Source organism: Pseudomonas sp. ME-P-057, assembly GCF_030208975.1.
GTDB classification, from domain to species: Bacteria; Pseudomonadota; Gammaproteobacteria; order Pseudomonadales; family Pseudomonadaceae; genus Aquipseudomonas; species Aquipseudomonas lutea.
Genome location: NZ_JARVSX010000002.1, coordinates 31428 through 57198 on the forward strand (window position 1 = coordinate 31428; position 25771 = coordinate 57198).

Annotated in this window: 17 protein-coding genes; 16 read left to right on the forward strand and 1 reads right to left on the reverse strand. The window is 62.0% G+C overall.

Going from position 1 to position 25771, the window contains the following annotated elements; genetic code table 11:
* The first annotated feature begins 7 nt into the window (after window positions 1–7).
* On the forward strand, window positions 8–1333 hold the full coding sequence (gene flgE / locus QRN48_RS01475; protein ID WP_037011624.1) for a flagellar hook protein FlgE: 1326 nt from the start codon (window positions 8–10) through the stop codon (window positions 1331–1333).
* 283 nt (window positions 1334–1616) lie between these two features.
* On the forward strand, window positions 1617–3353 hold the full coding sequence (locus tag QRN48_RS01480; protein ID WP_285348514.1) for a flagellar hook protein FlgE: 1737 nt from the start codon (window positions 1617–1619) through the stop codon (window positions 3351–3353).
* Between the two features lie 469 nt (window positions 3354–3822).
* Here QRN48_RS01480 and QRN48_RS01485 read toward each other — a convergent pair whose 3' ends face one another.
* Window positions 3823–4014: a hypothetical protein gene (locus QRN48_RS01485; protein ID WP_191945400.1), complete on the reverse strand. Its 192-nt coding sequence runs from the start codon at window positions 4012–4014 to the stop codon at window positions 3823–3825.
* A 272-nt stretch (window positions 4015–4286) separates the two neighbouring features.
* Here QRN48_RS01485 and QRN48_RS01490 point away from each other — a divergent pair, with 272 nt between their 5' ends.
* From QRN48_RS01490 to pseI, 14 genes are all read left to right on the forward strand, one after another.
* A complete protein-coding gene (locus QRN48_RS01490) occupies window positions 4287–5027 on the forward strand; it encodes a flagellar basal body rod protein FlgF (protein WP_037011617.1) in 741 nt (246 codons plus the stop codon).
* A gap of 47 nt (window positions 5028–5074) precedes the next feature.
* On the forward strand, window positions 5075–5863 hold the full coding sequence (gene flgG / locus QRN48_RS01495) for a flagellar basal-body rod protein FlgG (RefSeq protein ID WP_037011614.1): 789 nt from the start codon (window positions 5075–5077) through the stop codon (window positions 5861–5863).
* Window positions 5864–5960: 97 nt separating this feature from the next.
* Window positions 5961–6674 carry a flagellar basal body L-ring protein FlgH gene (gene flgH / locus QRN48_RS01500; RefSeq protein WP_037013137.1) on the forward strand — a complete coding sequence of 238 codons (714 nt, stop codon included), beginning with the start codon at window positions 5961–5963 and terminating at the stop codon, window positions 6672–6674.
* Window positions 6675–6687: 13 nt separating this feature from the next.
* Window positions 6688–7797: a flagellar basal body P-ring protein FlgI gene (locus QRN48_RS01505; RefSeq protein WP_037011612.1), complete on the forward strand. Its 1110-nt coding sequence runs from the start codon at window positions 6688–6690 to the stop codon at window positions 7795–7797.
* A 14-nt stretch (window positions 7798–7811) separates the two neighbouring features.
* Window positions 7812–9098, forward strand: a complete 1287-nt coding sequence (flgJ, locus tag QRN48_RS01510) for a flagellar assembly peptidoglycan hydrolase FlgJ (protein WP_191945398.1) — start codon at window positions 7812–7814, stop codon at window positions 9096–9098.
* Window positions 9099–9108: 10 nt separating this feature from the next.
* The gene (gene flgK / locus QRN48_RS01515) at window positions 9109–11154 is read left to right on the forward strand and encodes a flagellar hook-associated protein FlgK (protein ID WP_285348519.1); all 2046 of its coding nucleotides are present in this window, start codon (window positions 9109–9111) and stop codon (window positions 11152–11154) included.
* A 13-nt stretch (window positions 11155–11167) separates the two neighbouring features.
* Complete coding sequence (locus QRN48_RS01520; protein WP_191945396.1) at window positions 11168–12772, forward strand: flagellar hook-associated protein 3; 1605 nt, start codon at window positions 11168–11170, stop codon at window positions 12770–12772.
* Window positions 12773–12893: 121 nt separating this feature from the next.
* Complete coding sequence (locus tag QRN48_RS01525; RefSeq protein WP_285348522.1) at window positions 12894–16475, forward strand: glycosyltransferase; 3582 nt, start codon at window positions 12894–12896, stop codon at window positions 16473–16475.
* 1114 nt (window positions 16476–17589) lie between these two features.
* The gene (locus tag QRN48_RS01530; protein WP_285348524.1) at window positions 17590–20487 is read left to right on the forward strand and encodes a TIGR00180 family glycosyltransferase; all 2898 of its coding nucleotides are present in this window, start codon (window positions 17590–17592) and stop codon (window positions 20485–20487) included.
* Window positions 20488–20514: 27 nt separating this feature from the next.
* Window positions 20515–21516 (forward strand): UDP-N-acetylglucosamine 4,6-dehydratase (inverting), encoded by a 1002-nt coding sequence (gene pseB, locus QRN48_RS01535; RefSeq protein ID WP_285348526.1) that lies wholly within the window; start codon window positions 20515–20517, stop codon window positions 21514–21516.
* On the forward strand, window positions 21513–22691 hold the full coding sequence (gene pseC, locus QRN48_RS01540) for a UDP-4-amino-4,6-dideoxy-N-acetyl-beta-L-altrosamine transaminase (RefSeq protein WP_285348528.1): 1179 nt from the start codon (window positions 21513–21515) through the stop codon (window positions 22689–22691). The genes pseB and pseC overlap by 4 nt, the downstream gene beginning before the upstream one ends.
* A gap of 30 nt (window positions 22692–22721) precedes the next feature.
* On the forward strand, window positions 22722–23432 hold the full coding sequence (pseF, locus tag QRN48_RS01545; protein WP_285348529.1) for a pseudaminic acid cytidylyltransferase: 711 nt from the start codon (window positions 22722–22724) through the stop codon (window positions 23430–23432).
* Complete coding sequence (gene pseG, locus QRN48_RS01550) at window positions 23429–24520, forward strand: UDP-2,4-diacetamido-2,4,6-trideoxy-beta-L-altropyranose hydrolase (protein ID WP_285348531.1); 1092 nt, start codon at window positions 23429–23431, stop codon at window positions 24518–24520. Before pseF ends, pseG begins: the two co-directional genes overlap by 4 nt.
* A 70-nt stretch (window positions 24521–24590) precedes the next feature.
* Complete coding sequence (gene pseI, locus QRN48_RS01555) at window positions 24591–25643, forward strand: pseudaminic acid synthase (protein WP_037011596.1); 1053 nt, start codon at window positions 24591–24593, stop codon at window positions 25641–25643.
* Window positions 25644–25771: the final 128 nt, after the last annotated feature.

Genomic DNA, 25771 nt, shown 5'->3' on the forward strand with positions numbered 1-25771 from the left:
GTGAAACATGTCTTTCAACGTAGGTCTTAGTGGGCTCTATGCAGCAAATAAAAGTCTCGACGTCGCTGGCAACAACATTGCCAACGTCGCGACCGTCGGTTTCAAGAGTTCCCGTGCGGAATTCGCTGACCAGTACGCGCAATCCATTCGTGGCACATCGGGCGGCACCAACGTCGGCAGCGGCGTGTACACCGCTGCGGTGACCCAGCAGTTCACCCAGGGTGCGCTGACCACCGGCACCGGCCGTGATCTGGACCTGGCGATCAACGGCAACGGCTTCTTCATGATGAGCAACAACGGCGAGAAGCTGTACACCCGCGCCGGTAACTTCCACACCGATACGTCGGGCAACATTATCGACACCAACGGCAATAACCTGCAGGGTTACGCCACCGATGCCAGCGGCAACGTGAAGACGGGCGTCTTGACCAACCTCAAGGTCGACACCTCGAACATGGCGCCGAAGACCACCTCGAATATTTCGATCAAGTCGAACCTGGATTCGTCGAAGCCGATCAACACCGGTGCGGCCTTCAATCCTGCTGACACCTCGACCTACACGTCGACTTACAGCACGCCGATCTACGACAGCCAGGGCAACGAACACACCCTGTCGCAGTACTTCCGCAAGACGGACACCAACTCCTGGACCATGTACACGCTGATCGACGGGCGCAACATGTCCGATCCGACCACCGAGCCTGCCGTTGCGGCTGACCAGACTCAACTGAAGTTTGACGAGTCGGGCAACATCATCACCAACCCAGCGCCGACCACCACCGCCGGCATTTCGGTAAACGGCGACGGCACGTTCAACATCGAGAACTGGAAACCGGCTCAGGGCAAGACCGTCGGTTCGACCACCACGTGGGTTGCCAACGGCGCGGCCACGGTCGACATGAAACTGGATATGCTCGCGACGACCCAGACCAACGCAGCAGGCGGGGCGATCTCCAAGACTCAGGACGGTAACTACACCGGCCAGATCAGCGCCATGAACGTCGATTCCACCGGTAACCTGTTCGCCACCTACACCAACGGCGAATCCCGCGTGATCGGCCAGGTTGCGCTGACGTCTTTCGCCAACGTCCAGGGCTTGTCGCCTGCGGGCGGTACCATGTGGCGTGAGACCTACGCGTCGGGTATTCCGGTCACCGGCGCGCCGGAATCGGGTACGCTGGGAAACATTACCGGTTCGGCGCTGGAAGAATCCAACGTTGACCTGACCGGTGAGCTGGTTGAGTTGATCAAGGCGCAAAGCAACTACCAGGCGAACGCCAAAACCATCTCGACGCAAAGCACCATCCTGCAGACCACGATCCAGATGGGCTAATAACGCCCGCTTGATCAGCGTCAATCGAACCCCTCTTCGGAGGGGGTTTTTTATGGGTTTTTTCCGCCTTTTGTCGCGCGGTTGGCAGGGCGAAAACTTCAAGAGCCGTCCCACTCCACAACTGGAAACTTCCTACTTTCGTCGATGCGAGAATCAAATTCGCTGACAAATAAATGCCATCGAACGGCGCTGCAACCGGGTGTTGTCCGATCGCATTCCTTTGTCCGCGAAACCTTAGATGCATTGACGAACGTGTCGTTGAACAACGACTCAGGGAGTGTTCATGTCATTCAATACAGCGGTTTCCGGTTTACACGCGGCGCACAAGCGCATGGAGGTCACCGGCAACAACATCGCCAACGTCGGCACGGCCGGGTTCAAGTCTTCGCGCGCCGAATTCTCGGCGGTGTATTCGTCTTCCATGCTGGGCGGAAGCCGGACCGCAGCGGGGCAGGGCGTTGAAGTGGCCAACGTCTCGCAGAACTTCGCCGCGGGCGGCGTGATCTCCAGCCACGGCCGCGCCCTCGACATGCGCATTGAGGGCAACGGCTTCTTTGTCATGAGCGATCGCGGCTCCATCAGCTATGGCAGGGCTGGCGCGTTTATCAAGGATGCCGAGAATTACGTCGTCGATGCCCATGGCAGCCGGTTGCAGGGCTACGGTGTGACCGAAGACGGCAAGGTCATCAGCGGCGTGCGCACCGATCTGAAAATCGATTCGGCGTCGCTCTCGCCCAGGGCCACGGGCAAGATGGAACAAACGTTGAACCTGGATGCGGGAGCGGCTTCACTCGCCGCCATTCCACGCTTCGATCCTGCCGATCCGACCACGTACACCCGGGTCACAAGCCGCGTCATCCAAGACGCCGCCGTCCCGCCACAGGATCACCAGCTCAAGCAGTATTTCGTCAAAACCGAAGACGATCACTGGACCTCTTACCTGCTCATTGATGGACTCAATCCGCTCGACCCTGCCAGCACCGCACCGCTCGAAGTCGGCCTGCAGGTTTCGGCTGCGGGGAAGCTGTCGCTGACGGGCAATTCGGCGGCGGTGAAAGTCGAATCCGACACCGAGTTATCGCTGCGAGTATGGCGGCCGGCGGTCCAGGTCAATGGCAGCTGGGTGCCCGGGCCTTCGCCAAGTCCGGGGCCGGTCAGCCTGCCGTTGCTGGACGGCGGCGCTGCGCTGCTGGATCCCGCCGATCCGCTGATGCCGCGACCGGTGCCGGCGTTCAAGCCTGCCGACATCACCACGTACAACAAGGCGATGACCTTCGGCGTGTTCGACAGTCTCGGCGAGCGCCATGAGCTGACGCAGTATTACGTCAAGGACGGCAGCAACAGCTGGAAAATGCACACGCTCATCGACGGTCGAAATCCGCAGGACCCGGCCAGCACCGAGCCGGTGACGGCAAGCATGCTGTTTGATGCCGGCGGCACGTTGCAGTCCTTGGTGGGTAGCCAGTGGCTGAGCGCGGCGAATAATGCGTTGACCCTCAACGGCTGGGTGCCGGCCAAACCGCTGGAAGGCAACAAGCCTGGCGGTCGCTGGGGCGCAAGCGGCGCCTCGGGCAGCGGCGACGGAATCGTCATCGACATGAGCAAAGCCAGTCAGCACCGCGCCCCCACCGGCAGTACAGGCGCGGTGATTGACGGGCATTCGGCCGGGGAGGCCACCAAGCTGTCCATCGACCGCAGTGGCATGCTCAGTATCGGTTTCAGCAATGGGCTGCAGCGCAACATCGGCCAGGTCATGCTCGCCAGTTTTGCCAACAATCAGGGGCTGCAACCGGTGAGTGACACCCGCTGGGTGGAGACCCGGGCCAGCGGCGCCGCCAATTACGAGGCGCCGGGCATCGGCACGATGGGCAGCGTCATCGGGCACTCCCTGGAAGGCTCCAACGTCACCTTGACGAACGAACTGGTGGAACTGATCCAGGCGCAAACGGCCTATCAGGCCAATTCAAAAACCCTGTCGACAGAAGCTGAATTGATGCAGACGCTCATCCGCGCGACCTGATAGAGCTGTCGGACAAATGCGTTGGGCCAGCCGTGAAGATAGCGACTGACTCAGCGTATCCGGACGGTCGCATCGGGTCAGGCGATATCCTTGTCGCCTACACACCGCTTTCGCCAGCAAGCCGGCTCCTACAGTGGTAGCTGCCCGGACCGCCAGAGTTGCACCCGCCGCAAAACTGTAGGAGCGCGCTTGCCCGCGAATGCGGTGGGTATGCAACGACGGTGTCGCCTGATCCAACGCATTCTGAACGTGTTGGGTCATTCGCATTTTGGTTGCTGGCCTGGCCTGTTCGCCAGCAAGCCGGCTCCTACAGTGGTAGCCAGATCGCCAGATTTGCACCCGCCGCAAACCAGATTTGCACCCGCCGCAAAACTGTAGGAGCGCGCTTGCTCGCGATTTCGATGTGCCTGCAACTGGAATATGCCTGACACCAGCATCCGCATGTTCGCGTCACCTCAGCAGCATCACTTCAAATCGAGCAATCAGATTTCACAAACGCGCCATCCAACCGGGTCCAGCCCTTGCCGGGGCTGGTTTGTGCGCAAAGCGTTTGATGCTTGCCTTGCCACCAGTAATAACGCGCCTGCTCGGCGAGCGCGAGACTGGCGCAGAGCCCGGTGGGGAGGGCGAGGGCGAGCAGTAGGGCAAGGCGCAGACGCATGACAATTTTCCGTGGCCACAAGATGAAGAGTGAAAGCGCTGCAAGTTTCGCACCCCCCATGGAAAGTTTTTTGGCGTTCTCTCTCGCCGATACGACCGAAACCGGCAGTCCCTTGTCACCCCGCCTCGGAAACCCCGTAGCCGCCTGTCCATGCCGCCCGTAATCATTGAAGAATCAACGCGTTAAGACCTCGCTGAAAAACTGGTTCGATTATTGCTATGACCTGTTCAGTACAGCTACAGGCGGCAAGCGTCTGTCGGAGGAGGAAGACTGTGGACAAGTTGCTATACGTGGCCATGAGCGGAGCGTCTGAAAACGCCATCGCGCAAAAAGCCCATGCCAACAACCTGGCGAACGTTTCGACCAACGGGTTTCAGCGCGACCTTGAACAGGCGCGTTCCATGCCCGTGTTTGGCGAGGTCAACCCGTCTCGGGCGTACGCCATGAGCGAGCGTCCCGGGACTGACTTCAGCCAGGGTTCGATGGTCGACACCGGTCGCGAGCTGGACGTTGCCGTCAAGGGCGATGGCTGGATGGCCGTGCAGACCGCCGACGGTGGCGAAGCCTACACCCGCACCTCGAGCATGAACATCGACGCCCTCGGCGTGTTGCGCGATGGCAACGGTTTGCCGGTCATGGGCAACAGCGGGCCGATTGCCGTGCCGCCACAGCAGCAGATCGAGATCGGCGCCGACGGCACGATCAGCGTTCGCTCCCTGGGTGAAAGCCCGCAGGTGATGGCGCAGATCGACCGCATCAAGCTGGTCAAAGGCGACCAGTCGACCATGGAAAAGGGCCCCGACGGCCTGATGCACACCAAAAGCGGCCGACCGGCGCAAGCCGACGCCACGGTTCAGGTGGAGTCTGGATTTCTGCAGTCGAGCAACGTCAACGCGGTAGACGAGATGACCTCGGTACTCGCGCTGTCCCGCCAATTCGAACTGCACATCAAGATGATGAAGACCGCCGAGCAGGATGACGAGTCGATGGCTCGCGTCTTGCAGATGGGCTAATGACTGACAGCTTGCGCCGATAAACAGGCGCTCGAGGAGATTCAATAATGCTTCCGGCACTCTATGTTGCTAAAACCGGTCTGGCCGCCCAGGACACCAACCTGACGACCATTTCCAACAACCTGGCCAACGTTTCGACCACCGGTTTCAAAAGCGACCGCGCCGAATTCCAGGACCTGCTTTACCAGATCAAGCGCCAGCCAGGTGCTCAGTCCACTCAGGACAGCGAGCTGCCTTCAGGCCTGCAACTGGGTACCGGTGTGCGCATCGTCGGCACGCAGAAGAACTTCACCGCCGGCAGCCTGCAGACCACCAATCAGCCGCTGGACATGGCGGTCAACGGTCGCGGTTTCTTCCAGATCCGTCAGCCTGACGGCACCCTGGCGTACACCCGTGACGGTACCTTCCACCTGGACAGCAACGGCCAGATCGTGACCTCCAGCGGTTATGCCCTGGAGCCTGCGATTGTCGTTCCGCAAGACTCGCAGACCTTCACCGTCGGCGAAGACGGCACCGTATCGGTGACCACGGCAGCCAACTCGGCCACGCCGCAGATCATCGGTAACGTGCAGACGGCGGACTTCATCAACCCGGCCGGCCTGCAATCCCAGGGCGGCAACCTGTACCTGGAAACCGCTTCCAGCGGCGCTCCGCAAGTGGGTACGCCGGGCCTGAACGGTCTGGGCGTGGTCAAGCAGAACACCCTGGAAAACTCCAACGTCAGCACCGTTGAAGAGCTGGTGAACATGATCACCACTCAACGCGCCTACGAGATGAACTCCAAAGTGATCTCGACCGCTGACTCGATGCTCCAGTTCGTGACCCAGAACTTGTAAGCCGCTCTTGAAACGCCTGATGTCCTGCAGCGAAACACCTGATCAATCTGAAGGGGCGCCTGAAAAACGCCTGCTACACCGCGAGGTTTTAAGTGTCATGAAACGGCTCTCTGTATTGCGGCTTTCCCTGTTGGCGGCACCGTTGTGCGGAATCGCGCTGTTGACCGGCTGCGTTGCGCCTGCGGCCAAACCCAATGACCCTTATTACGCGCCGGTGTTGCCGCGCACACCGTTGCCTTCAGCGGCCAGCAATGGCTCGATCTATCAGGCCGGTTTCGAGCAGAACATGTACGGCGACCGCAAAGCGTATCGGGTGGGTGACATCATCACCATCACCCTGTCCGAGCGCATGGCTGCGAGCAAGGCCGCCAGTTCCGGTATCAGCAAAACCAGCAAGACCAGCCTTGGCCTGACCTCGCTGTTTGGTGCAGGGGTGAGCACCAACAACCCGGTGGGTGGCGGCAACCTGAGCCTGGACGCCGGATACACTGGCGACCGCGCCACCAAGGGTGACGGCAAGGCGGCGCAGAGCAACAGCTTGACCGGCTCCATTACCGTGACCGTCGCCGACGTCATGCCCAACGGCATTCTGCTGGTGCGTGGCGAGAAGTGGATGACCCTGAACACCGGTGACGAACTGGTGCGCATCGCCGGCCTGATTCGTGCCGACGACATCGCCACCGACAACACCGTGTCGTCGACTCGCATCGCCGATGCACGCATCACTTATTCCGGTACAGGCGCGTTTGCCGATTCCAGTCAGCCAGGCTGGTTCGACCGATTCTTCCTCAGCCCGTTGTTCCCTTTCTGATAGCGGGATAGCCATGATCACGTTCAAGCAACTGATAGCGGCAGCGCTGCTGTTCACCACCGCACTGGGCGCACACGCCGAGCGCCTGAAGGACATCGCCAGCATTTCCGGTGTGCGGACCAACCAGTTGATCGGCTACGGTCTGGTGGTGGGCCTCAATGGTACGGGCGACCAGACCACGCAAACCCCGTTCACCCTGCAGACCTTCAACAACATGCTCTCGCAGTTCGGCATCAAGGTGCCGGCGGGCTCGGGCACCGTGCAGCTGAAAAACGTCGCGGCCGTGGCCGTGTACGCCGACCTGCCGCCGTTCGCCAAGCCGGGTCAGCAGATCGACATCACCGTGTCCTCGATCGGTAACTCCAAAAGCCTGCGTGGCGGGGCGCTGCTGATGACCCCGATGAAGGGGATCGACGGCAACGTCTATGCCGTGGCTCAGGGCAACCTGGTGGTCGGCGGTTTCGATGCAGAAGGCCGCGATGGCTCGAAGATCACCGTCAACGTACCGTCTTCCGGTCGCATTCCCGGCGGTGCGTCGGTTGAACGTGCAGTGCCGAGTGGCTTCAACCAGGGCAATTCGCTGACCCTGAACCTGAATCGCAACGACTTCACCACGGCCAAGCGCATCGTCGACAAGATCAACGACATGCTTGGCCCTGGCGTCGCTCAGGCGCTGGACGGCGGTTCCGTGCGCGTCACCGCGCCGCTGGACCCCAATCAGCGCGTTGACTACCTGTCGGTGCTGGAAAACCTGGAAATCGATCCGGGCCAGACCTCGGCCAAAGTCATCATCAACTCGCGGACCGGCACCATCGTGATCGGCCAGAACGTCAAGGTATCGCCAGCGGCGGTCACCCACGGCAGCCTGACCGTGACCATCACCGAAGACCCGATCGTCAGCCAGCCGGGCGCGTTCTCCAACGGCCAGACGGCAGTGGTCCCGCGCTCGAAAGTCAACGCTCAGCAGGAAATGCACCCGATGTTCAAGTTCGGGCCGGGCACGACGCTGGACGAGATTGTTCGTGCGGTTAACCAGGTGGGTGCAGCGCCAGGCGACTTGATGGCGATTCTCGAAGCACTGAAGCAGGCCGGCGCATTGCAAGCCGACCTGATCGTGATTTAAGAGGCAGAAGACTCATGAGTATTCCAAGTGGCGGCGTTTCATCAGGCGATTCGGGTGCGTATACCGACCTCAACCGCCTGACGGCGATGAAAACCGGCGACCGCGACAGCGAGGGCAACCTCAAGAAAGTGGCGCAGGAATTCGAGTCACTGTTCGTCAGCCAGATGCTCAAGGCCATGCGTTCGGCCAACGAAGTGCTGGCCAAGGACAACCCGATGAACACCGCGGCGACGCGGCAGTATCAGGACATGTACGACCAGCAGCTGTCGGTGAGCATGTCCCGCGAGGGTGGCGGCATCGGTCTGCAGGACGTGCTCATGCGTCAGCTGTCGAAGAACAAGAGCACCGAAGTGGCACCGGCCAGCACCGGCCTTGTCGCGGGTGGTAAAACCGCGACGCCGGCTGACGGCAAGACCGATGCGCCAGCGCAGACCGGTCTGGCCACGCGCGTTGCCCAGCGTCCACTCTGGGCCAGCCGTGCAGTGGCTGCGCCGGACGCGGCTGACGGCACGGTTCACAACGACGTCGCCGCGCTCAATTCCCGTCGCCTGTCGCTGCCAAGCAAGCTCAGCGATCGCATCATGGCCGGTATCGTGCCGAATGCGTCGGGTGCCCAGGACCCTGCCACCAGCGCCACCACGCTGAAAAACCGCATCGCCGTGTCCAACGCCGTGGCGGCCGCGAAAAGCGCCGGTCAGAAGGACAATGGCGACTGGACCGTCGGCCCGCAATACGCCGCCGACGCCAATGCCTATGTGCGCAGCCGCGTGCAGACGCCGCTGGCGCCGGGCAAGAGTGCGTTCGCCAACAAAGACGACTTTGTCGCCACGATGATGCCCTTGGCCAAAGACGCCGCGGCCCGCATCGGCGTCGACCCAAGCGTGCTCGTGGCACAGGCGGCGCTGGAAACCGGCTGGGGCAAATCGATCATGCGTCAGTCCGATGGCGGCAGCAGCTACAACCTGTTCGGCATCAAGGCTCAGGGTGGCTGGAAAGGGCCGGAAGCCCGTGCAATTACCAGTGAGTTCCGCGACGGCCAGATGGTCAAGGAAACGGCGGATTTCCGCGCCTACGACTCTTACGCCAGCAGCTTCCACGACCTGGTGAGCTTCCTGCAAAACAACAGCCGCTATAAAGAAACCCTGAAATCTGCCGATAGCCCGGAACAGTTTGTGAAAGAGCTGCAGAAGGCCGGGTACGCCACTGACCCGTCCTATGCCAGCAAGATTTCTCAGATAGCGAAACAGATGAAGAGTTACCAGACCTACGCATCCGCCTCGGGCTCTTCCACGACTTTATAAGGTTTGAACCATGTCACTGATTTCAATTGGGCTTTCGGGACTGAACGCCAGCAGTGCTGCGATGACCACCATCGGCAACAACACTGCCAACGTTGACACGCTCGGTTACTCGCGCCAGCAAGTGATGACCGCTGCCGGCGCACAGCAGAATATCGGCGTCGGCTTTGTCGGCACCGGTACGACGTTGTCCGACGTGCGCCGCATCTACAACGGCTTCCTCGACACCCAATTGCAGACCAGTACGGCACTCAGTTCTGACGCCACGGCCTATCTGAGCCAGGCGAGCAAGCTGGATTCGATCCTCTCGGACAGCTCCACCGGTATCAGCACCGTGTTGTCGAAGTTCTTCAGCGACCTGGGGACGTTGTCGACCCGGCCAACCGACTCGTCTGCGCGCACGACCTTCCTGACCAGCGCCTCGGCCCTGGCCGGTCAGTTCAACTCCATCTCGTCGCAGATGAAAGATCAGAACGCCAGCATCAATACCCAGATGAACACCGTGGCCGGGCAAGTCAATGCCCTGGCGTCGTCCATCGCCAGCATGAACCTGCAGATCACTCAGGCGCAGGCCTCCGGCGGTCAGCCGAACACACTGCTCGACTCGCGCAGCGAAGCCGTGCGCCAGCTCAATGACCTGGTCGGCGCCAAAGTCGTCGAAACCAACGGCAACTACGACGTCTACATCGGCACCGGCCAGCCGCTGGTTACCGGCAGCAAAGCCAACACGCTGACCGCCTCGCCAAGCGATGCCGACCCGAACGTGTATTCGCTCAAGCTCAACTATCAGAACAGCAACGTCGATGTGTCGAGTGTGGTCACCGGCGGTACGCTGGGCGGCCTGCTGCGCTATCGCAGTGACGTGCTGCAGCCGGCGGCCAATGAACTCGGTCGTCTGGCGGTTGTGGCTTCCGATCAGGTCAACGCCCAGCTCAATCAGGGCATCGACGCCAACGGCAACTTCGGCGCCAACCTGTTCATCAATGTCAACGATCCGAGCCTGACGGCTCAGCGCAGCGTTGCGAACAAAACCAACGATCAGGCGTCGGGCAACTTCGCGGTGTCCATTACCAACAGCGGCGCGCTGACCACCAACGATTATCAGGTGACGTTCACCAACGCCTCCGGGCAGTACAGCGTCAAGCGCATGCCCGACGGCAAGGACCTGGGTTCTTACAACACCAGTGATGCCAATCCGCCGGTCATCGACGGCTTCTCGCTGAAGTTCAAGGGCGCCTCGGGGGAGGGTGACACCTTCAAGATCAGCCCGGGCAAAACCGGCGCCGACGGCATCAAAGTGGTAATGACCGACCCTAAAACCATCGCCACGGCTGGTCCGCTGACCGGCGGCGCGAGCGCGAGCAACAAGGGTTCGGGTACGTTCACTCAGCCGGTGCTGTCCAACCAGGCCGACATCTACAACCCCACGGCCACCGCCGACCTGCGCAATGCGCTGACGGCCTCGATGCCCATGCGCATGATCATGGGCGACGACGTCAACGGTGCCCAAAGCTACTCGCTGGTCAACGCCCAGGGTCAGCCGGTGCTGGATAAATCCGGCAACGCGATCACGGGTTCGATCGTGCCTGGCGTGTCCAACGACGTCAGCCTGGAAGTCGGCTACACAGACTCTTCAGGCGCCAAGCAGTCGTTCACCTTTGGCACGACCATCGGTGGGTCCGCCAAAGCTGGCGACACCTTCAGCATCGCCATGACCGCTGCCGGGTCTTCGGACAACCGCAACGCTGCGTCGGTCATTGCGCTGCAGACCAAACAGACCCTCGACAATGCCGCCGGCAACGGCACAGGCATGAGCCTGAGCGGTGCCAACGCCAACATGATCACCACCGTCGGCAGCAAAGCGGCGCAGGCGAAAAACGACACGACGGCAACCACGGCGGTGTTGACCCAGGCCAAGACCGCGCGCGACAGCGTCTCCGGTGTGTCGCTGGATGAAGAAGCCGCCAACCTGGTCAAGTACCAGCAGTACTACACCGCTTCGTCGCAGATCATCAAAGCGGCTCAAGCCATCTTCAGCACGCTGATCAACAGTCTTTAAGGAATCGTAATCCATGCGTATTTCAACGGCCCAGTTTTACGAAACCAGCGCGGCGAACTACTCGCGCAGCTACGCCAACGTCACCAAAACCGGCGACGAAGTGGCCAGTCAGGTCAAGCTCAACACCGCCGGCGATGACCCGGTTGGCGCCGGCCGCGTGCTGCAATTGCAGCAAATGGGCACGATGCTCAACCAGTACAACGCCAACATCGGCACGGTCAATACCGGCGTGGTGCAAACCGAGACTGCGATGACTGCCATCACCTCGGCCATCCAGCGCGCTCAGGAACTGGTGCTCGGCGCTGCCAATGCGACCTTCACCGATAAAGACCGTCAGGCCAATGCCGCGGAACTGAAGGAAGTGCAGACCCAGATTCTCGGCCTGATGAACAGCAAGGACGCCGATGGCTCCTACCTGTTCTCCGGCTCCAAATCCACGACAGCGCCGTACTCCGTCAACCCCGATGGCACATACAGCTACCAGGGCGACCAGACGCGCAACCTGTTGCCGATCGGCAGCGGCATTTCCATGGCCGCCAACACCACCGGCTGGGATGCGTTCGAGCAGGCGATCAATACCACTCGCACCACGACGACACTGACATCGCCTGCGGTGAACGACAACGTCATTGCCCTGTCGGGCGGCAGCGTCAGCAATACCGCGGCCTACGACAACAAGTTCGCCCCGGGTGAGCCGTACAGCATTTCGTTCCAGAGCAGCACGCAGTACAAGATTCTCGACAAGGCCGGCAACGACGTGACCGCCGATGCCACCTCGACCGGCAAGTTTTCGTCGAACAACGAAGGCAATCAAACCATTGGCTTCCGCGGCCTGGAGCTGACCCTCAACGTCAACCTGACCACCGCGCAGTACGGCGACGCGGCACAGGCCGATGCGGCCATTGCCGGTCATACGTTCAGCCTGGCAGTGTCCAACAGCACGGTGAGCACGACCCGTTCGCCGGGTAACCCGTCGACCACGGTGGTCACCGATTCAACTGTTACCGACCAGACTCAATTCAACGAGACCTTCCCGTCGGGCGGGGCGATCATCCGCTTCAGCAGCGCCACAGAGTTCGACCTGTATGCCGCGCCGTACGACGCCACCACCAGCAAGCCGGTCTCCAGCGGCACGTTGACCGGTACCCCGGTGGCCAATCAGGCCGTGGCGTCGGGCGTGACCTTCACCTTCAGCGGCACTCCGGTGACGCTGGCCAGTGGTGATCAGTTCACGGCGCAGTCGTCGACTCAGCAGAGCCAGAACATCCTCAACACCTTGTCCAACGTCATCACGGCGTTGAACGGCAAAGTGGACGGTGACCCGGTCGCCAAGCAAAAACTGCAGGCCACGCTGAGCTCGACCATCGGCAACCTGACCAGCGCGGCCAACCAGATCAACGACGCAGTCAGCGACGGCGGTGCGCGGGCAAAAACCGCCACTGACCAGGGCGTGACCAACCAGAACCTGCTGGACAACGGCAGCAACGAGGCTCAAGGCATCACTGCCTCCGACCCGGTTGATGCGATTGCCCGCCTGACCCTGCAGAAGACCATGTTGCAAGCTTCGCAGCTGGTCTTTACTCAGCTGTCAGCGCTGAACCTGTTCAGCAAACTGTAAGTGCGCCGCTGAACGGAGCGCGGGCCGAGCCTGCGTTCCCGCCCGCTGAGCGTTAACCGTTATAGTCAGCGGTTAGGCCGGCCCTTCGCGCTGAAGGCCGGCACCGCTCGTGAGTCTGCCTGTGAATTCAGTTCCCCTCGTCAGCATCGTCATCCCCGCCTACAACCCTCGGTTTTTTCAGACCGCCCTGGCCAGCGCCCTGACCCAGACCTATGAGCGTCTGGAAGTCATCGTTTGCGACGACTCCCCTGGCAGCGAAATACGCGAGATCGTCGACACCCTCACGCCTTTGAGCAACGTTGAGCTGCGCTACGTGCGCAACCCGCAGCGGCTCGGTTTTGTGGGGAATTTGCTGCAGTGTCTGGCGCAGGCGCAGGGCGAGTACGTCAAGTTTCTGTGCGATGACGATCGGTTGTTCCCTGGCTGTATCACCTTGCAGGCGCAGGCGTTCGTTGCCAATCCCGACGCCAACCTGGTGCTGGCGCAGCGCTTTCTCTGGGACGCTGACAGCATTCAGCTGCCGTCGCGTCTGGAGAACACGCCGGTCGCGCCCAAGGACTCGCTGTTTCTCGGCACCGACATGCTGGCGATCTTCGAGAACTTTCCGTCCAACTTCCTCGGCAGCTTCACCAGCGCGATGTTTCGCCGCGCCGACATCCAGGAGCTGCTGCCTGCCTTGACCGGTAAGGATCAAGGCTTCGCTGCCATGCTGGATCTGGCGCTATACACCTGCCTGCTGCGGCGCGGCAATTTGATCGTGCTCAACCAGGTGCTCAGTGTCGAGCGCCTGCACCCCGAGCGCCTCAGCCGCCAGCAAGCCATGCGCATCGCCGCTGCCAACGAATTGACCTGGCTGGTGGACATGCTCAAGGCCCGGACCAGCGAACCACCGCCCGCCCAGGGATGGGTGCGTTACGTCGAGCTGGACCATGCCGAGCGGCAGCCACGGGTCTGGGAGGAGCTGGCGTTGAGCCGGACCCTGGGCAGCCAACAGGCCGTGCTGCCACTTAAAGTGGGCGTCGACAGCCAGAGCTTTGCCGAACTGTATGCCCAGTGGCTGAGTTGCCGGACCTTCAACGCGCATCAGCAAGCCTTGCTGCCCGACAGGCTGCGACGCTTGCCCGTGCAGCCGAAGATCGTCGCCGTGGTCATCGACGAACACGGCAGCAGCGCGCGGCGCAAGCTGACGCTGGACAGCCTCGCCGAGCAGTTTTACCCCGCCGAGCTGACGGTGATGTTGACCGGTTCGGTCACCGAGCCGGTGCTGGAAGAGCGCCTGTTCAAGTTGCCGCTTCAAGCCGACTGGGCCGATCAGCTCAATGGCCTGCTGCCTCAGTTGGAAGGCGCGGACTGGTTTTACCTGTTGCGTGCTGGCGACCGCCTGGTGGCGCCCGCGTTGTTGACCCTCGCCGACCGCATCGCTAATGCTCCGCAGGTGCGCTGTTTTTACAGCGATGAAGGCGCGCTGCGTGAAGGCGAATCCGCCGAGCCGGTGTTCAAACCCGCCTTCAATCTGGACTTCTTGCGCAGCTATCCCTATGTGGGCCGAGTGCTTGCCTTCGAGCGCCAGCGGTTCATCGCGCTGGGTGGCTTCGATGCTGGCTTCGGCGAGCTGGCGCCCCATGACGTGATCTGGCGACTGGTGGAGAACGATGGCGCCCAGTCCATCGGTCATATCGCCGATTTGCTGGTGGAAAGCCAGTTCGCGCTGGGCCAGTGGCTGATCTCGGACGAGGTCATCGAACACAACCCTCGGGTGGTGCAGGCGCATTTGCAGCGCTGCGGCATCGAGCATCACTTGCGCCAGGGCAACCAGCCGCTGCTCAATCGGATTGACTATGAGCATGCGCAGCAGCCGTTGGTGTCGATCATCGTCAGCCATCGCAATCAGTTGGCGGCGCTGCAACGCTGTTTCGACAGCTTGCTGGAAAAAACCGCTTATCCGCATTACGAGCTGTTGATCGTCGACAACGGCAGCGACAGCGCCGAGGCCCTGGGCTGGCTTGAAGGCCTGGCGAACATGGGCAGCGCCACGTTTCGTGTGCTGTACAGCGGCGAGGTGCTCAGCCCCACGGCGTTGCGCAACCTGGCTGGGCAACACGCGCGCGGCGAGTACTTGCTGATGCTTAATCCCTATGCGGTGGTGACCCAGGACGACTGGCTCGGCGAGTTGATGAATCACGCCCAGCGGCCGGAGGTCGGGGTCGTCAGCGGCAAGCTGTTCGATGCCAGCGGGGCGATTGTTCACGCCGGGGTGATCCTCGGTTTGCAGAACTCCGCGGCGACGCCGTTCTACGGCGAATCGCTCGATGCAGCGGGCTACATGCAGCGCCTGCAAGTGGTTCAGGACCTGAGCGCCGTCGGGCCTGATTGCCTGCTGGTGCGCAGGTCCGTTTTCGAGCACGTTGGCGCGCTGGATGCCGAAGCCTTTGCCGACTCGTTCAGTGAAGTCGACCTGTGTCTGCGTGTGCGAGAGCAGGGCTACCTGGTGGTGTGGACACCGTTTTCGGTGATGGCGCTGGGCGCAGCGCCGGTCAAGACGCGCGATGACGAAGCCCAACAGCGTCAGACCCGTGAGCTTGAAGCGCTGTATTTGCGCTGGTTACCGATCATCGCCCGCGACCCGGCGTATAACCCGAGCCTCACCCTGGACGCCTATAGCTTCCGCCTGGACCCTGGCCTGCGTACCGGGTGGTCGCCGTTTTCCGAACGCTCACTGCCCAGCGTCCTGGCACTGCCGATGAACGCTACTGCGGTCGGCCATTACCGGGTGACCCAGCCGTTTATCGAGCTGTCGGCGGCTGACCGGATCATTGGCCAGATTGCCTACGACGCGCCGACCACCATCGAGCTTGAACGCCGCTCGCCGGATGTGATCGTGCTGCAGGGTCGATACCACGAGGCGTCGATGGAGGACACGGTGCGTCTGAAGACGTTTTCAAACGCCCGACGCATCTTCGAACTGGACGATTACGTGATCAGCGTGCCCAAGAAAAACGCCCACGGCCGGCACATGCCGACCAATCTGGAGGCGGTGGTCAAGCGGGGTATCAGCCTGTGCGACCGCGTGGTGGTGTCCACTCATGCGTTGGGCAACGCGCTGTCTTCGATGCATCACGACATTCGCGTGGTGCCGAACATGCTCGCGCCGCATTTGTGGACGGGCCGTCGTGCGCAGCGCCGGACGTCGTTCAAGCCCCGCGTTGGTTGGGGCGGCGGCACCAGCCATGGCGGCGATCTGGAGATTATTGCGGATGTGATTCGCCAGTTGGCGGACGAGGTGGATTGGGTGTTCTTCGGGATGTGCCCTGCGGATCTGCGGCCGTTCCTGAAGGAGTTTCACCCGGCGGTGAGTCTGGAGGCGTACCCGGCGAAGTTGTCGAGCCTTAATCTGGATCTGGCGCTGGCGCCGTTGGAGTATCACATTTTCAATGACTGCAAGAGCAATCTGCGGCTGTTGGAGTATGGCGCGTGTGGTTATCCGGTTATTTGTACGGACACTGAGGCGTATCGGGGGTATTTGCCGTGTACGCGGTTGACGGGCAATACGACTGAGGAGTGGCTTGAGGCGATTCGTATGCATTTGGCTGACCCGCAGGCCAGTTACAGGATGGGTGATGAGTTGCATGAGGTGGTGATGCGCGATTTCATGTTGCGGGGTGACAATTTGCAGTATTGGGTTAATGGGTGGCTTGCGGATTGAGGCTTTTTGGTTGGTAGATCGAGGGCAAGGGCAAGGGCAAGGGCAAGGGCAAGGGCGTCTGCCTGGGGGCAGACTGTTTCGCCTTCGGCGAGTTACTTGATAAAGCCCCGCCTTCGGTTTCAAAGAGCAGCCAAGGGCTTGTGCTCCTGGTTTGGCCCCTCCTTCGTCGGGGTTCCTTTCTCCGGTCTTGCTCCGTGGGCCCGCGCCGAACGGACATCCATGTCCTGACGGCGCTCTCGCCGCATCCCTGCGGCTCGGCCCACTGCGCAAAACCTGCGTTCAGCCTGCACCCAAGTCGCGATGGGTGTCGTCTGGACGTTATGTGTTTGAAGATCAAAGGCAGATCAACCGCAGATCAAAGGCAAATCGCGGCAGATTAATGCAGGTCGGGGGTAGATCACATGCAGATTAGTGGCTCCCCGGTTAAAGCCGGTCCTGCTGGATAGACGCGTTTTCCCGTAGGAGCCGGCTTGCTGGCGAATGCTTGCTCCCAGCTGCGTCTTCATATCTGACCCACCGCTTTCGCCAGCAAGCCGGCTCCTACCGGGCATCACGTTCGGTTGTCGATCGGTCCTACGATCCGCGTGGACACTCACCCGTAACGCTCCGCGCTCTGGTCCCGCTGTTTTCTGATCGTTCCCACGCTCCGCGTGGTAACGCCGGTCCGGACGCTCCGCGTCCCTCTGAAGATATGGATTCAGGCCCAGGTAAGTGACGCCTTTACTAATGCCACGGCATGCTCACCGGTTTTGGCTGCACACACCCCTCTGTAGGAGCCGGCTTGCTGGCGAATGCTTGCTCCCAGCTGCGTCTTCATATCTGACCCACCGCTTTCGCCAGCAAGCCGGCTCCTACCGGGGATCACGTTCGGGTGTCGATCGGTCCTACGATCCGCGTGGACACTCACCCGTGACGCTCCGCGCTCTGGTCCCGCTGTCCCGTGACAAGCTGGCGCGTTTCCTGCAATCCCGTCCTTCATTCTGTTGTCTTTCGCGTGTTTTCCGGCGCGGGGGATGGCGTGTGGGGCCGGTATTACTGACCTCGACTTTTAATTCGGTGGGGATGGGCAATGTCCGGGGTTACGACTTCAGTATCCAGCGTCAAAAAAACTGCTTTGGCTAACGCTCACAATACGTTGCTGGTGATTTCGCGGGATCAGCCTGATTTCTTGCGCCGCACATTGCAGTTTTACCGGGAATACGCCGGGCCGTTGCTGGTTGTTGATACGTCTGTCGAGGCGCCGTCGGTGGGGGCTGGCTTGGCGCCGGAGGTGACGGTTCTCCATGCGCCGCATTTGGCGGAGGCGAGTGCGGTACAGGCGCTGGCCCATGCGCTGGAGCGGGTGAATACACCTTTCGTGACCCTCGCCAGGGTCGACGACTTCCTCATGGAGGACGCGCTGGCCGAGAGCGTGAGCTTTCTGCAGGACAACCCCGATTACGGTTTCTGCCACGGTTATTCCCTGAGCTATCGCGACACCGGCAGCCAGGTTGAGTATTTCCGTCGCGACAAAAAGGTACCGGAAGATGTGTGCGATGACTCCGCCGAGGAACGCGTCCAGCAGGCAATGGCGGCTTTCATTACTCCGGCGCAGGCGGTCATGCGCACCGAGCTGCTGCGCGACTGGTGCAGCGCGGTGCCGGACGCTGTCGCTGAGGTGTGGCAGGGCATCGGCCTGGCCTGGTTTCTGATTGCCCGCGCCAAGGGGCGAGTGCTGCCTCTGGCCTTCGCGGTCCGCGAGCAGACCAACGCGCCTGCGCGCAACAAGGCCAGCCTCATTGCCGCGCTGAGCGACGCCGACCCGGTGTCTAAAAATGCCCGCGAGTCGTTCGCCGACTTCCTCGCCTCCCTGTCAGGTGTTGCCCTCGGTGATGCCGCGAACACCGCGCGCGCCGTCGTGCTCGACAGTTTCAATACCCTGCTCAAGTGCGTGCGCGAAGACGCTGCTTCGGCCCACGAATTGATCATCGAATCCAGCTGGAAAAGCCCCCTGAGCGGACCCGTTCGGCGCTTTGGGGTCAACCAGTATGTCGAGTTGCCGTTCTACAACCAGCCGTTCTTCGACCGTCTCGCCGATATCGAATTTCTGATGGGTGCGCTGCCGGCCGGATCGGCGCAGCGGGCCGAGCTGGAAGGCGTGTGGGTGTCGCAGGCGCAATTGCTGACGCTGCACGACAACGACACCGCGCAGACCATCACCGAGCGGCTGTGGGAAGCGCTGGACGTCAACGTGTTCAACACGACGGTGGTCGCGCGGCTCGCCGAGCAACTGGCTCATCTTGACGAGCCCCAGGAGGCGCAAGGCATGCGCCAGTGGCTGGAGCGTCTTGAAGCGGTGGGCGCCGAGGACCGGCAGCACCTGCTGCATGCCACCGCGTCCGGTCAGCTGTTGCACTGGCTTGAAGGGCGCCGGCCGGATGCCGACGTCACCGCCAGGGCCGTTGCCCGTCTGGCGGCGGAGGGTGGCGGTGCGCAATTCGGGATCTTCCTGCTGGACCTCGAAGACGACATGCGCAAACTTCAGGTGACCCTGGACAGCCTCGTCGAGGGTGCCTACAAATCCTTCCGCATCGTTGTTTTCACCACCGGCGAACCGCCCGTGGCGACGTCTGTTCAGAACACGCTGCACTTCGTCAAAGTCAGCAAAAGCAACTACGTCGACAAGCTCAACCAGGTTGCCCGGCAGATCGCCTCTGGCTGGCTGATGCTGGTAGAGGCCGGTGACCAGTTCCTGCCCGGCGGGCTGCTGCGTGCGGCGCTGGAGCTGCAGGGCGCGAGCGATGTCCGCGCTGTCGCCGGTGACGAGATCCATCGCCAGTCCCATGGCGCGTTGAAAGATGTCCTGCGACCGGGCTTCAACCTCGACCTGCTGCTGCGCAACCCGGGATTGATGGCGCGTCACTGGCTGATACGCAAGGACGTATTGCTGGACGCGGGCGGTTACAGCGCTGATTTCACCGGCGCGCTGGAATTCGATCTGCTGTTGCGAGTAATCGAGCAGGGCGGTCCTTCGTGGCTGGCTCACCTGGACGAACCGCTGTTGATCAGCGCATCGCCCGAAGGCCTGGACAACAGCGACGAGCGTCTTGCGATCACACGCCACCTGACCGTGTTGGGCTACAAGGCGCACGTCACCTCGGCCCGTCCCGGCACCTGGCAGATCGACTATCGCCACGCCGAGCGTCCGCAAGTGACCGTGATCGTCCCCAGTCACGACAACCTTGACCAGTTGCAGCGCTGCCTGACGGCCATCCTGCAACGCACTCGCTATACGCGCTACGACGTGCTGATCGTCGACAACCACAGCCAGTCACCGCAGGTCCATGAATGGCTGGACCGGCAGCAACAGCAGAACAAACGTATCCGTGTGCTGCGCAGCGAGGTTGTCCTCAGCGAGGCTGCGCTGTACAACGCAGGCTCGCAACACGCCGACGGCGACTATCTGGTGCTGCTCGCAGCTGACAGCGAGGTGGTCAACCCGAACTGGATCGACGCCATGCTCAATCACGCGATGCGCCCCGAAGTGGCGGTGGTTGGCCCCAAACTCATTGATCGCGACGGCACCGTGACGGGCGCGGGCCTTATCCTGGGGATGAATGGCGGTGTGGGTTCGGCGTTTATTGGCGAGCTCAAAGAGGCGAGCGGTTACATGCAGCGCCTGGTGCTGGAACAAAACTATTCGGCGGTATCGCCTGCCTGCGTGATGGTGCGCAAGTCGTTGTTCCAATCCACGGGCGGTCTTGATGAGGCGCACTACGGCGACGCTTACGCGGTGGTGGATTTCTGCCTGAAGATCGGCCAGAGCGGTTTCCTGACGGTCTGGACACCTCAGGTTCACGTCGTGCATCCGGGCGAAACAAAACAGGCGCCGGCTGCATTGGCGCGCTTGCAGGCAGAATGGACCGCAGCGTTCGGTCATGATCTGGCCTATAACCAGAACATGAGCTTGTCAGGGCAGGGTTTCGCCCTCGACACCACGTCGCGTGCGGATTGGATGGCTCTGATCGCTTAAGGTCGCCCCCAGGTTAAGGACTTCAACATGTTCAACGGCAAATCAGTATTCATCTCCGGTGCCACCGGCTCCTTCGGCCGGATGTTCATCCGCACGCTGCTGGCGCGTTATCAGCCCCGGCGCGTGGTGGTGTTTTCCCGCGATGAGCTCAAACAGTACGAAATGCAGCAGGAATTCAACGCCCCCTGCATGCGCTATTTCCTCGGGGACGTGCGCGACGCCGAGCGGGTGTTGCAGGGCATGCGCGGCATCGATTACGTGGTCCATGCCGCGGCCCTCAAACATGTGCCCGCGGCGGAATACAACCCGACCGAGTTCATCCGCACCAACGTCAATGGCGCGGAAAACATCATCGCGGCCGCCATCGCCAATGGCGTGAAGAAAGTCGTGGCGCTGTCCACCGACAAGGCGGCCAGCCCGATCAACCTCTACGGCGCCACCAAGCTGCTGTCGGACAAATTGTTCGTCGCCGCCAACAATATCGGCGGCGAAGAGCAGACCCGTTTCGCCGTGGTGCGCTACGGCAACGTCGCTGGCTCGCGCGGTTCGATTGTGCCGTTCTTCAGCAAGCTGCTGGCCGGCGGTGCGGCCGAGCTGCCCATTACCGACCCGCGCATGACACGCTTCTGGATCACCCTGGACCATGGCGTCGATTTCGTGATGCAGAGCTTTGAGCGCATGCACGGCGGTGAAGTGTTCGTGCCCAAGATCCCCTCGGTGCGCATCGTCGACCTGGCCCAGGCCATGGCCCCGAAGCTGCCGCACAAGATCGTCGGGATTCGTCCCGGCGAAAAACTCCACGAGCTGATGGTGCCGCAGGACGACGCGCGCATGACCCTGGAGTTCGACGATCACTACACCATCGTGCCGTCGATTCGCTTCAACAACGTCGACACCGACTTCGCCGTCGATGCAACCGGCGCACAGGGCAAGGCGGTCCACGATGACTTTGAGTACCGCTCCGACACCAACCCGGACTTTCTGTCGATCCGCCAGATCGGCGAGCTGCACGCTGACGTCACGCCATGATTCCGTACGGCAGGCAGAGCGTCGATCAGGCTGATATCGATGCCGTTGTGGACGTGCTCAAGTCCGACTGGCTGACCCAGGGGCCGACCCTTGAGCGCTTCGAAAACGCCATGGCCGAGCGCTGTGAGGCCGGCTTTGGCGTGGCGGTGTGCAACGCCACGGCGGCGCTGCACATTGCCTGCCTGGCGGCAGGTCTCGGCCCGGGTGACTGGTTGTGGACCAGCCCGAACACGTTTCTGGCCTCGGCCAACTGCGGGCGCTACTGCGGCGCCGATGTGGATTTTGTCGACATCGACCCGCTGACCTGGAACCTCGACACCGCCGCGCTGGCGCGCAAGCTCGACGCGGCCGAGTTTGCGGGGCGACTGCCCAAGGTGCTGGTCGCGGTGGCGTTTTCCGGCCAGAGCTGCGACATGCGTGCGATCGGTGAGCTGGCCCGTCGTTACGGGTTTGTGGTGATCGAGGACGCCTCTCATGCCGTTGGCGCGCGCTACGCAGGGCGTCCGGTGGGCTGCGGCGAATTCGCCGACATGACTGTGTTCAGCTTCCACCCCGTGAAGATCGTCACCACCGGCGAAGGTGGCCTGGTGCTGACCAATCGGCCCGAACTCGCCGAGCATCTGCGCCGCCTGCGCAGCCATGGCATGACCCGTGATGCCGCGCAGATGGACGAAGCCAGTCATGGCCCCTGGTACTACCAGCAAATCGAGCTCGGCTTCAACTATCGCCTGACCGATCTGCAAGCGGCACTCGGTCTCTCACAGTTGAACAAGCTGGAGGCTTTTCTGGCCCGTCGCCGTGAGCTGGCGGCGCGTTATCAGACGCTGCTGGCGGACCTGCCCCTGAGCTTGCCCACCAGCCAGCCCGGCGCCGAGTCCGCCTGGCATCTGTACGTGGTGAGGCTGCAGACCGAGCGACTGACATTGAGTCATCGGCAAGTGTTCGAAGGGCTGCGCGCTGCCGGCATCGGTGTGAACGTTCATTACATTCCGGTGCACCTGCAGCCCTATTACCGCGAGCTGGGCTTCAAGGCCGGCGATTTTCCCGAGGCCGAGGCGTATTACGCGCAAGCCATCAGCCTGCCGCTGTACCCGGCGATGACCGACGCTCAGCAGGATGAAGTGGTCGATCAGCTGCGCCGCCTGCTCGGCGAAACGGCGCGGGCGGCCAACTGATGCGCGCCCTGTCATGAAAGGCCGTCGACCGTGAGCGCCATTGCGATCATTCCCGCACGCGGCGGCAGCCAGCGCATCCCGCGCAAGAACATCAAACTGTTCAACGGCGAGCCGATGATCGCCCATTCCATTCGCGTTGCGCTGGCAAGCGGGGTGTTCGACCGCGTCATCGTCAGCACTGACGACGAAGAAATCGCCGACGTCGCCCGCGCTTCTGGTGCCGAGGTGCCGTTCATGCGTCCTGCCCATCTGGCGGATGCGCATACCGGCACGGCGGCGGTCATTCAGCATGCGCTTCAGTCCGTCGCGGGCAGTCTCAGTCAGCCATTCGATTACGCCTGCTGCATCTACGCCACTGCGCCGTTGTTGCAGGCGCGATTTCTCCGTCAGGGCTATGAAGCACTGCACGCGGCGCCGGAAAAATCCTATGCCTTCTCGGTGTCCAGCTTCGGCTTTCCGGTGCAGCGGGCGCTGTTGATTGACGGCGATGGCTGCGTGAACGCCATGTACCCGGAATTTCGCGGCGTGCGCTCTCAGGACCTGCCAGTGGCTTATCAGGATGCGGGGCAGTTTTACTGGGGTCGCAGCGATGCCTGGTTGCGCGGCGACACGGTCTTTTCCGAACTCAGCCTGCCGGTGATCCTGCCCCGGCATCTGGTGCAGGACATCGACAGCCCTGAGGACTGGCTGCGCGCAGAATATTTGTACGCTGCGCTGAAGGCAGGCGGGGAGCTGGAATGATGCGCGTGCTGATCCGTGCCGACGCTTCCGTGACTATTGGCAGCGGTCACATTGCCCGTTGCCTGACGCTGGCCCATCTACTGAAAAACATGGGCGCCGATGTGCGCTTTGCCTGTCGCGCATTGACCGGACACCTGCTGGAGCGCCTGGCCGATCAGGGCTTCGTGACGTACGCGCTGCCGGCTCGCTATCAGGCTGACGAAGATCAGGACATCGAAGCGGCGCTGCCGTGGCGGGCAGATGTGTCTGCCTTGGGTGAGCAATTGCAGGGGCAGCCCCCGTTCGACTGGTTGATTGTCGATCACTACGGGCTGGACGCGCGCTGGGAGCAGGCGGCACGCGGGTTTGCAGCCCGAATCATGGCCATCGATGACCTGGCCAATCGGCCCCACGCGGTCGAGCTGTTGCTGGATCAGAATTTCAGCGCCCAGGTGCTCGATCAACCCTACGCGCAGTGGGTCGGGCCTGAATGTCATACGTTTCTGGGCCCGCGATTCGCATTGCTGCGCGACGAGTTTCAGTGTGAACCAATTGCTATCAAACCCCTGGTTGAACGGGTGCTGGTGAATTTTGGCGGTTTCGACGCGGCCGGGCAGGTGTTCGCCGCCATGCAGGCGCTGGACGGGTTCGACGAGGTTCAGGTGGATTTTGTGGCCGGCCTGCATAACCCGCACTGGCAGGCAATGAGCGAGCTTGCCGCCTCTCGACCTTACTGGCGGCTGCACACACTGACCGGCGATTTTTTTGCGCTGATGCAGTCGGCGGATCTGTTCATCGGCGCGGGCGGCGGTACGACCTGGGAGCGCGCGGCGCTGGGCTTGCCGACGGTGTGCATTTCGGTGGCTAACAATCAGCAGCTCAACGCGCAGTTGCTCGCCGAGGCCGGGGTGCACCTGTACCTGGGCCCGCATCTACATCTGGACACTCGGCAACTGCGTGATGGCATCGCGCAGGTGCTCGGTGACGCGGCGTTGCGTCGCGCTTTTGCCCAGGCGTCGAGGCGTTTGGTCGACGGCCGTGGTGCCAGGCGGATCGCCGAAGCGTTGACCGCCATTGATCGTGGCGCAGCAGCAGGGCAGGGCGCATGAAGCGTCGCCCGGCAACTTTTTCACGGACCGGCCCGGCGCCGGCCCACATCAGTTCAGTGAGTGAGCAACGATGAGTCATTTCAAGATCGGTTCCCGCAGCATCGGCCCCGACGCGCCGCCGTTTATCATTGCCGAGATGAGCGGCAACCATAACCAGTCTCTGGATCAGGCGCTGCGGATCGTCGAGGCGGCCGCCAAAGCGGGCGCCCACGCGCTGAAGCTGCAGACCTACACCGCCGACACCATGACGCTGGACATCGCCGAGGGCGAGTTTTTCATCAAGGACCCCAACAGCCTGTGGGCCGGCACCTCGCTGTATGCGCTGTATCAGCAGGCGCACACGCCGTGGGAATGGCATGCGCCGATCTTCGAGCGAGCCAAAGCGCTTGGGATGCTTGCGTTTTCGACTCCGTTCGATGAGACCGCCGTAGACTTTCTGGAAACCCTCGACGTGCCGGCCTACAAGATCGCCAGTTTCGAGAACACCGATATCCCGCTGATTCGCAAGGTCGCGGCCACCGGCAAGCCGATGATCATTTCCACCGGCATGGCCAGCATTGCCGAACTGGACGAAAGCGTGCGCGCGGCCAGGGCAGCGGGTTGCAAAGACCTGGTGTTGCTTAAATGCACCAGCACCTATCCGGCAACACCGGCCAACAGCCACATCCGCACGATTCCTCATCTGGCCGGGCTGTTTGGCTGCCAGGTGGGCCTTTCCGATCACACCATGGGCGTCGGCGTGTCGGTGGCGGCGGTGGCCATGGGCGCAACGGTCATCGAGAAACACTTCACCCTCGACCGTGCCGATGGCGGCGTGGATGCCAGTTTTTCCCTCGAACCGGCGGAGATGGCCAGCCTGGTCGTCGAAACCGAGCGCGCCTGGGCCGGCATGGGCCACGTGCAATACGGTGCCACCGAAGCCGAACAGAAATCATTGCAGTACCGACGCTCGCTCTATGTGGTGCGGGACATCGCCGAAGGCGAGGCTTTCAGCGCAGACAACATCCGAGCGATTCGCCCCGGCCTGGGCCTGGCGCCTAAGCACATCGACGCCGTGCTGGGGCGCAAGGCACGCCACGCCTTGAAACGCGGCACCGCGTTGAATTGGGAAGTGGTCGGTTAAGAAAGAGGACACACAGCGCAAAACCGGTGCCTACCGCCGAGGGTGCGTACCACCCAAACACCGATGCTTGGCGCCGGGGGTGTTCCAGCGCAGCCCCGGTGTAGGAGCGCGCTTGCCCGCGAAGGGGC

What these genes read in the sequence shown, in the direction of transcription:
- flgE (WP_037011624.1), top strand. Translation starts at nt 8, where the DNA reads ATGTCTTTCAACGTAGGTCTTAGTGGGCTCTATGCAGCAAATAAAAGT.
- QRN48_RS01480 (WP_285348514.1), top strand. Translation starts at nt 1,617, where the DNA reads ATGTCATTCAATACAGCGGTTTCCGGTTTACACGCGGCGCACAAGCGC.
- QRN48_RS01485 (WP_191945400.1), bottom strand. Translation starts at nt 4,014, where the DNA reads ATGCGTCTGCGCCTTGCCCTACTGCTCGCCCTCGCCCTCCCCACCGGG.
- flgG (WP_037011614.1), top strand. Translation starts at nt 5,075, where the DNA reads ATGCTTCCGGCACTCTATGTTGCTAAAACCGGTCTGGCCGCCCAGGAC.
- flgH (WP_037013137.1), top strand. Translation starts at nt 5,961, where the DNA reads ATGAAACGGCTCTCTGTATTGCGGCTTTCCCTGTTGGCGGCACCGTTG.
- QRN48_RS01505 (WP_037011612.1), top strand. Translation starts at nt 6,688, where the DNA reads ATGATCACGTTCAAGCAACTGATAGCGGCAGCGCTGCTGTTCACCACC.
- flgJ (WP_191945398.1), top strand. Translation starts at nt 7,812, where the DNA reads ATGAGTATTCCAAGTGGCGGCGTTTCATCAGGCGATTCGGGTGCGTAT.
- flgK (WP_285348519.1), top strand. Translation starts at nt 9,109, where the DNA reads ATGTCACTGATTTCAATTGGGCTTTCGGGACTGAACGCCAGCAGTGCT.
- QRN48_RS01520 (WP_191945396.1), top strand. Translation starts at nt 11,168, where the DNA reads ATGCGTATTTCAACGGCCCAGTTTTACGAAACCAGCGCGGCGAACTAC.
- pseB (WP_285348526.1), top strand. Translation starts at nt 20,515, where the DNA reads ATGTTCAACGGCAAATCAGTATTCATCTCCGGTGCCACCGGCTCCTTC.
- pseC (WP_285348528.1), top strand. Translation starts at nt 21,513, where the DNA reads ATGATTCCGTACGGCAGGCAGAGCGTCGATCAGGCTGATATCGATGCC.
- pseG (WP_285348531.1), top strand. Translation starts at nt 23,429, where the DNA reads ATGATGCGCGTGCTGATCCGTGCCGACGCTTCCGTGACTATTGGCAGC.
- pseI (WP_037011596.1), top strand. Translation starts at nt 24,591, where the DNA reads ATGAGTCATTTCAAGATCGGTTCCCGCAGCATCGGCCCCGACGCGCCG.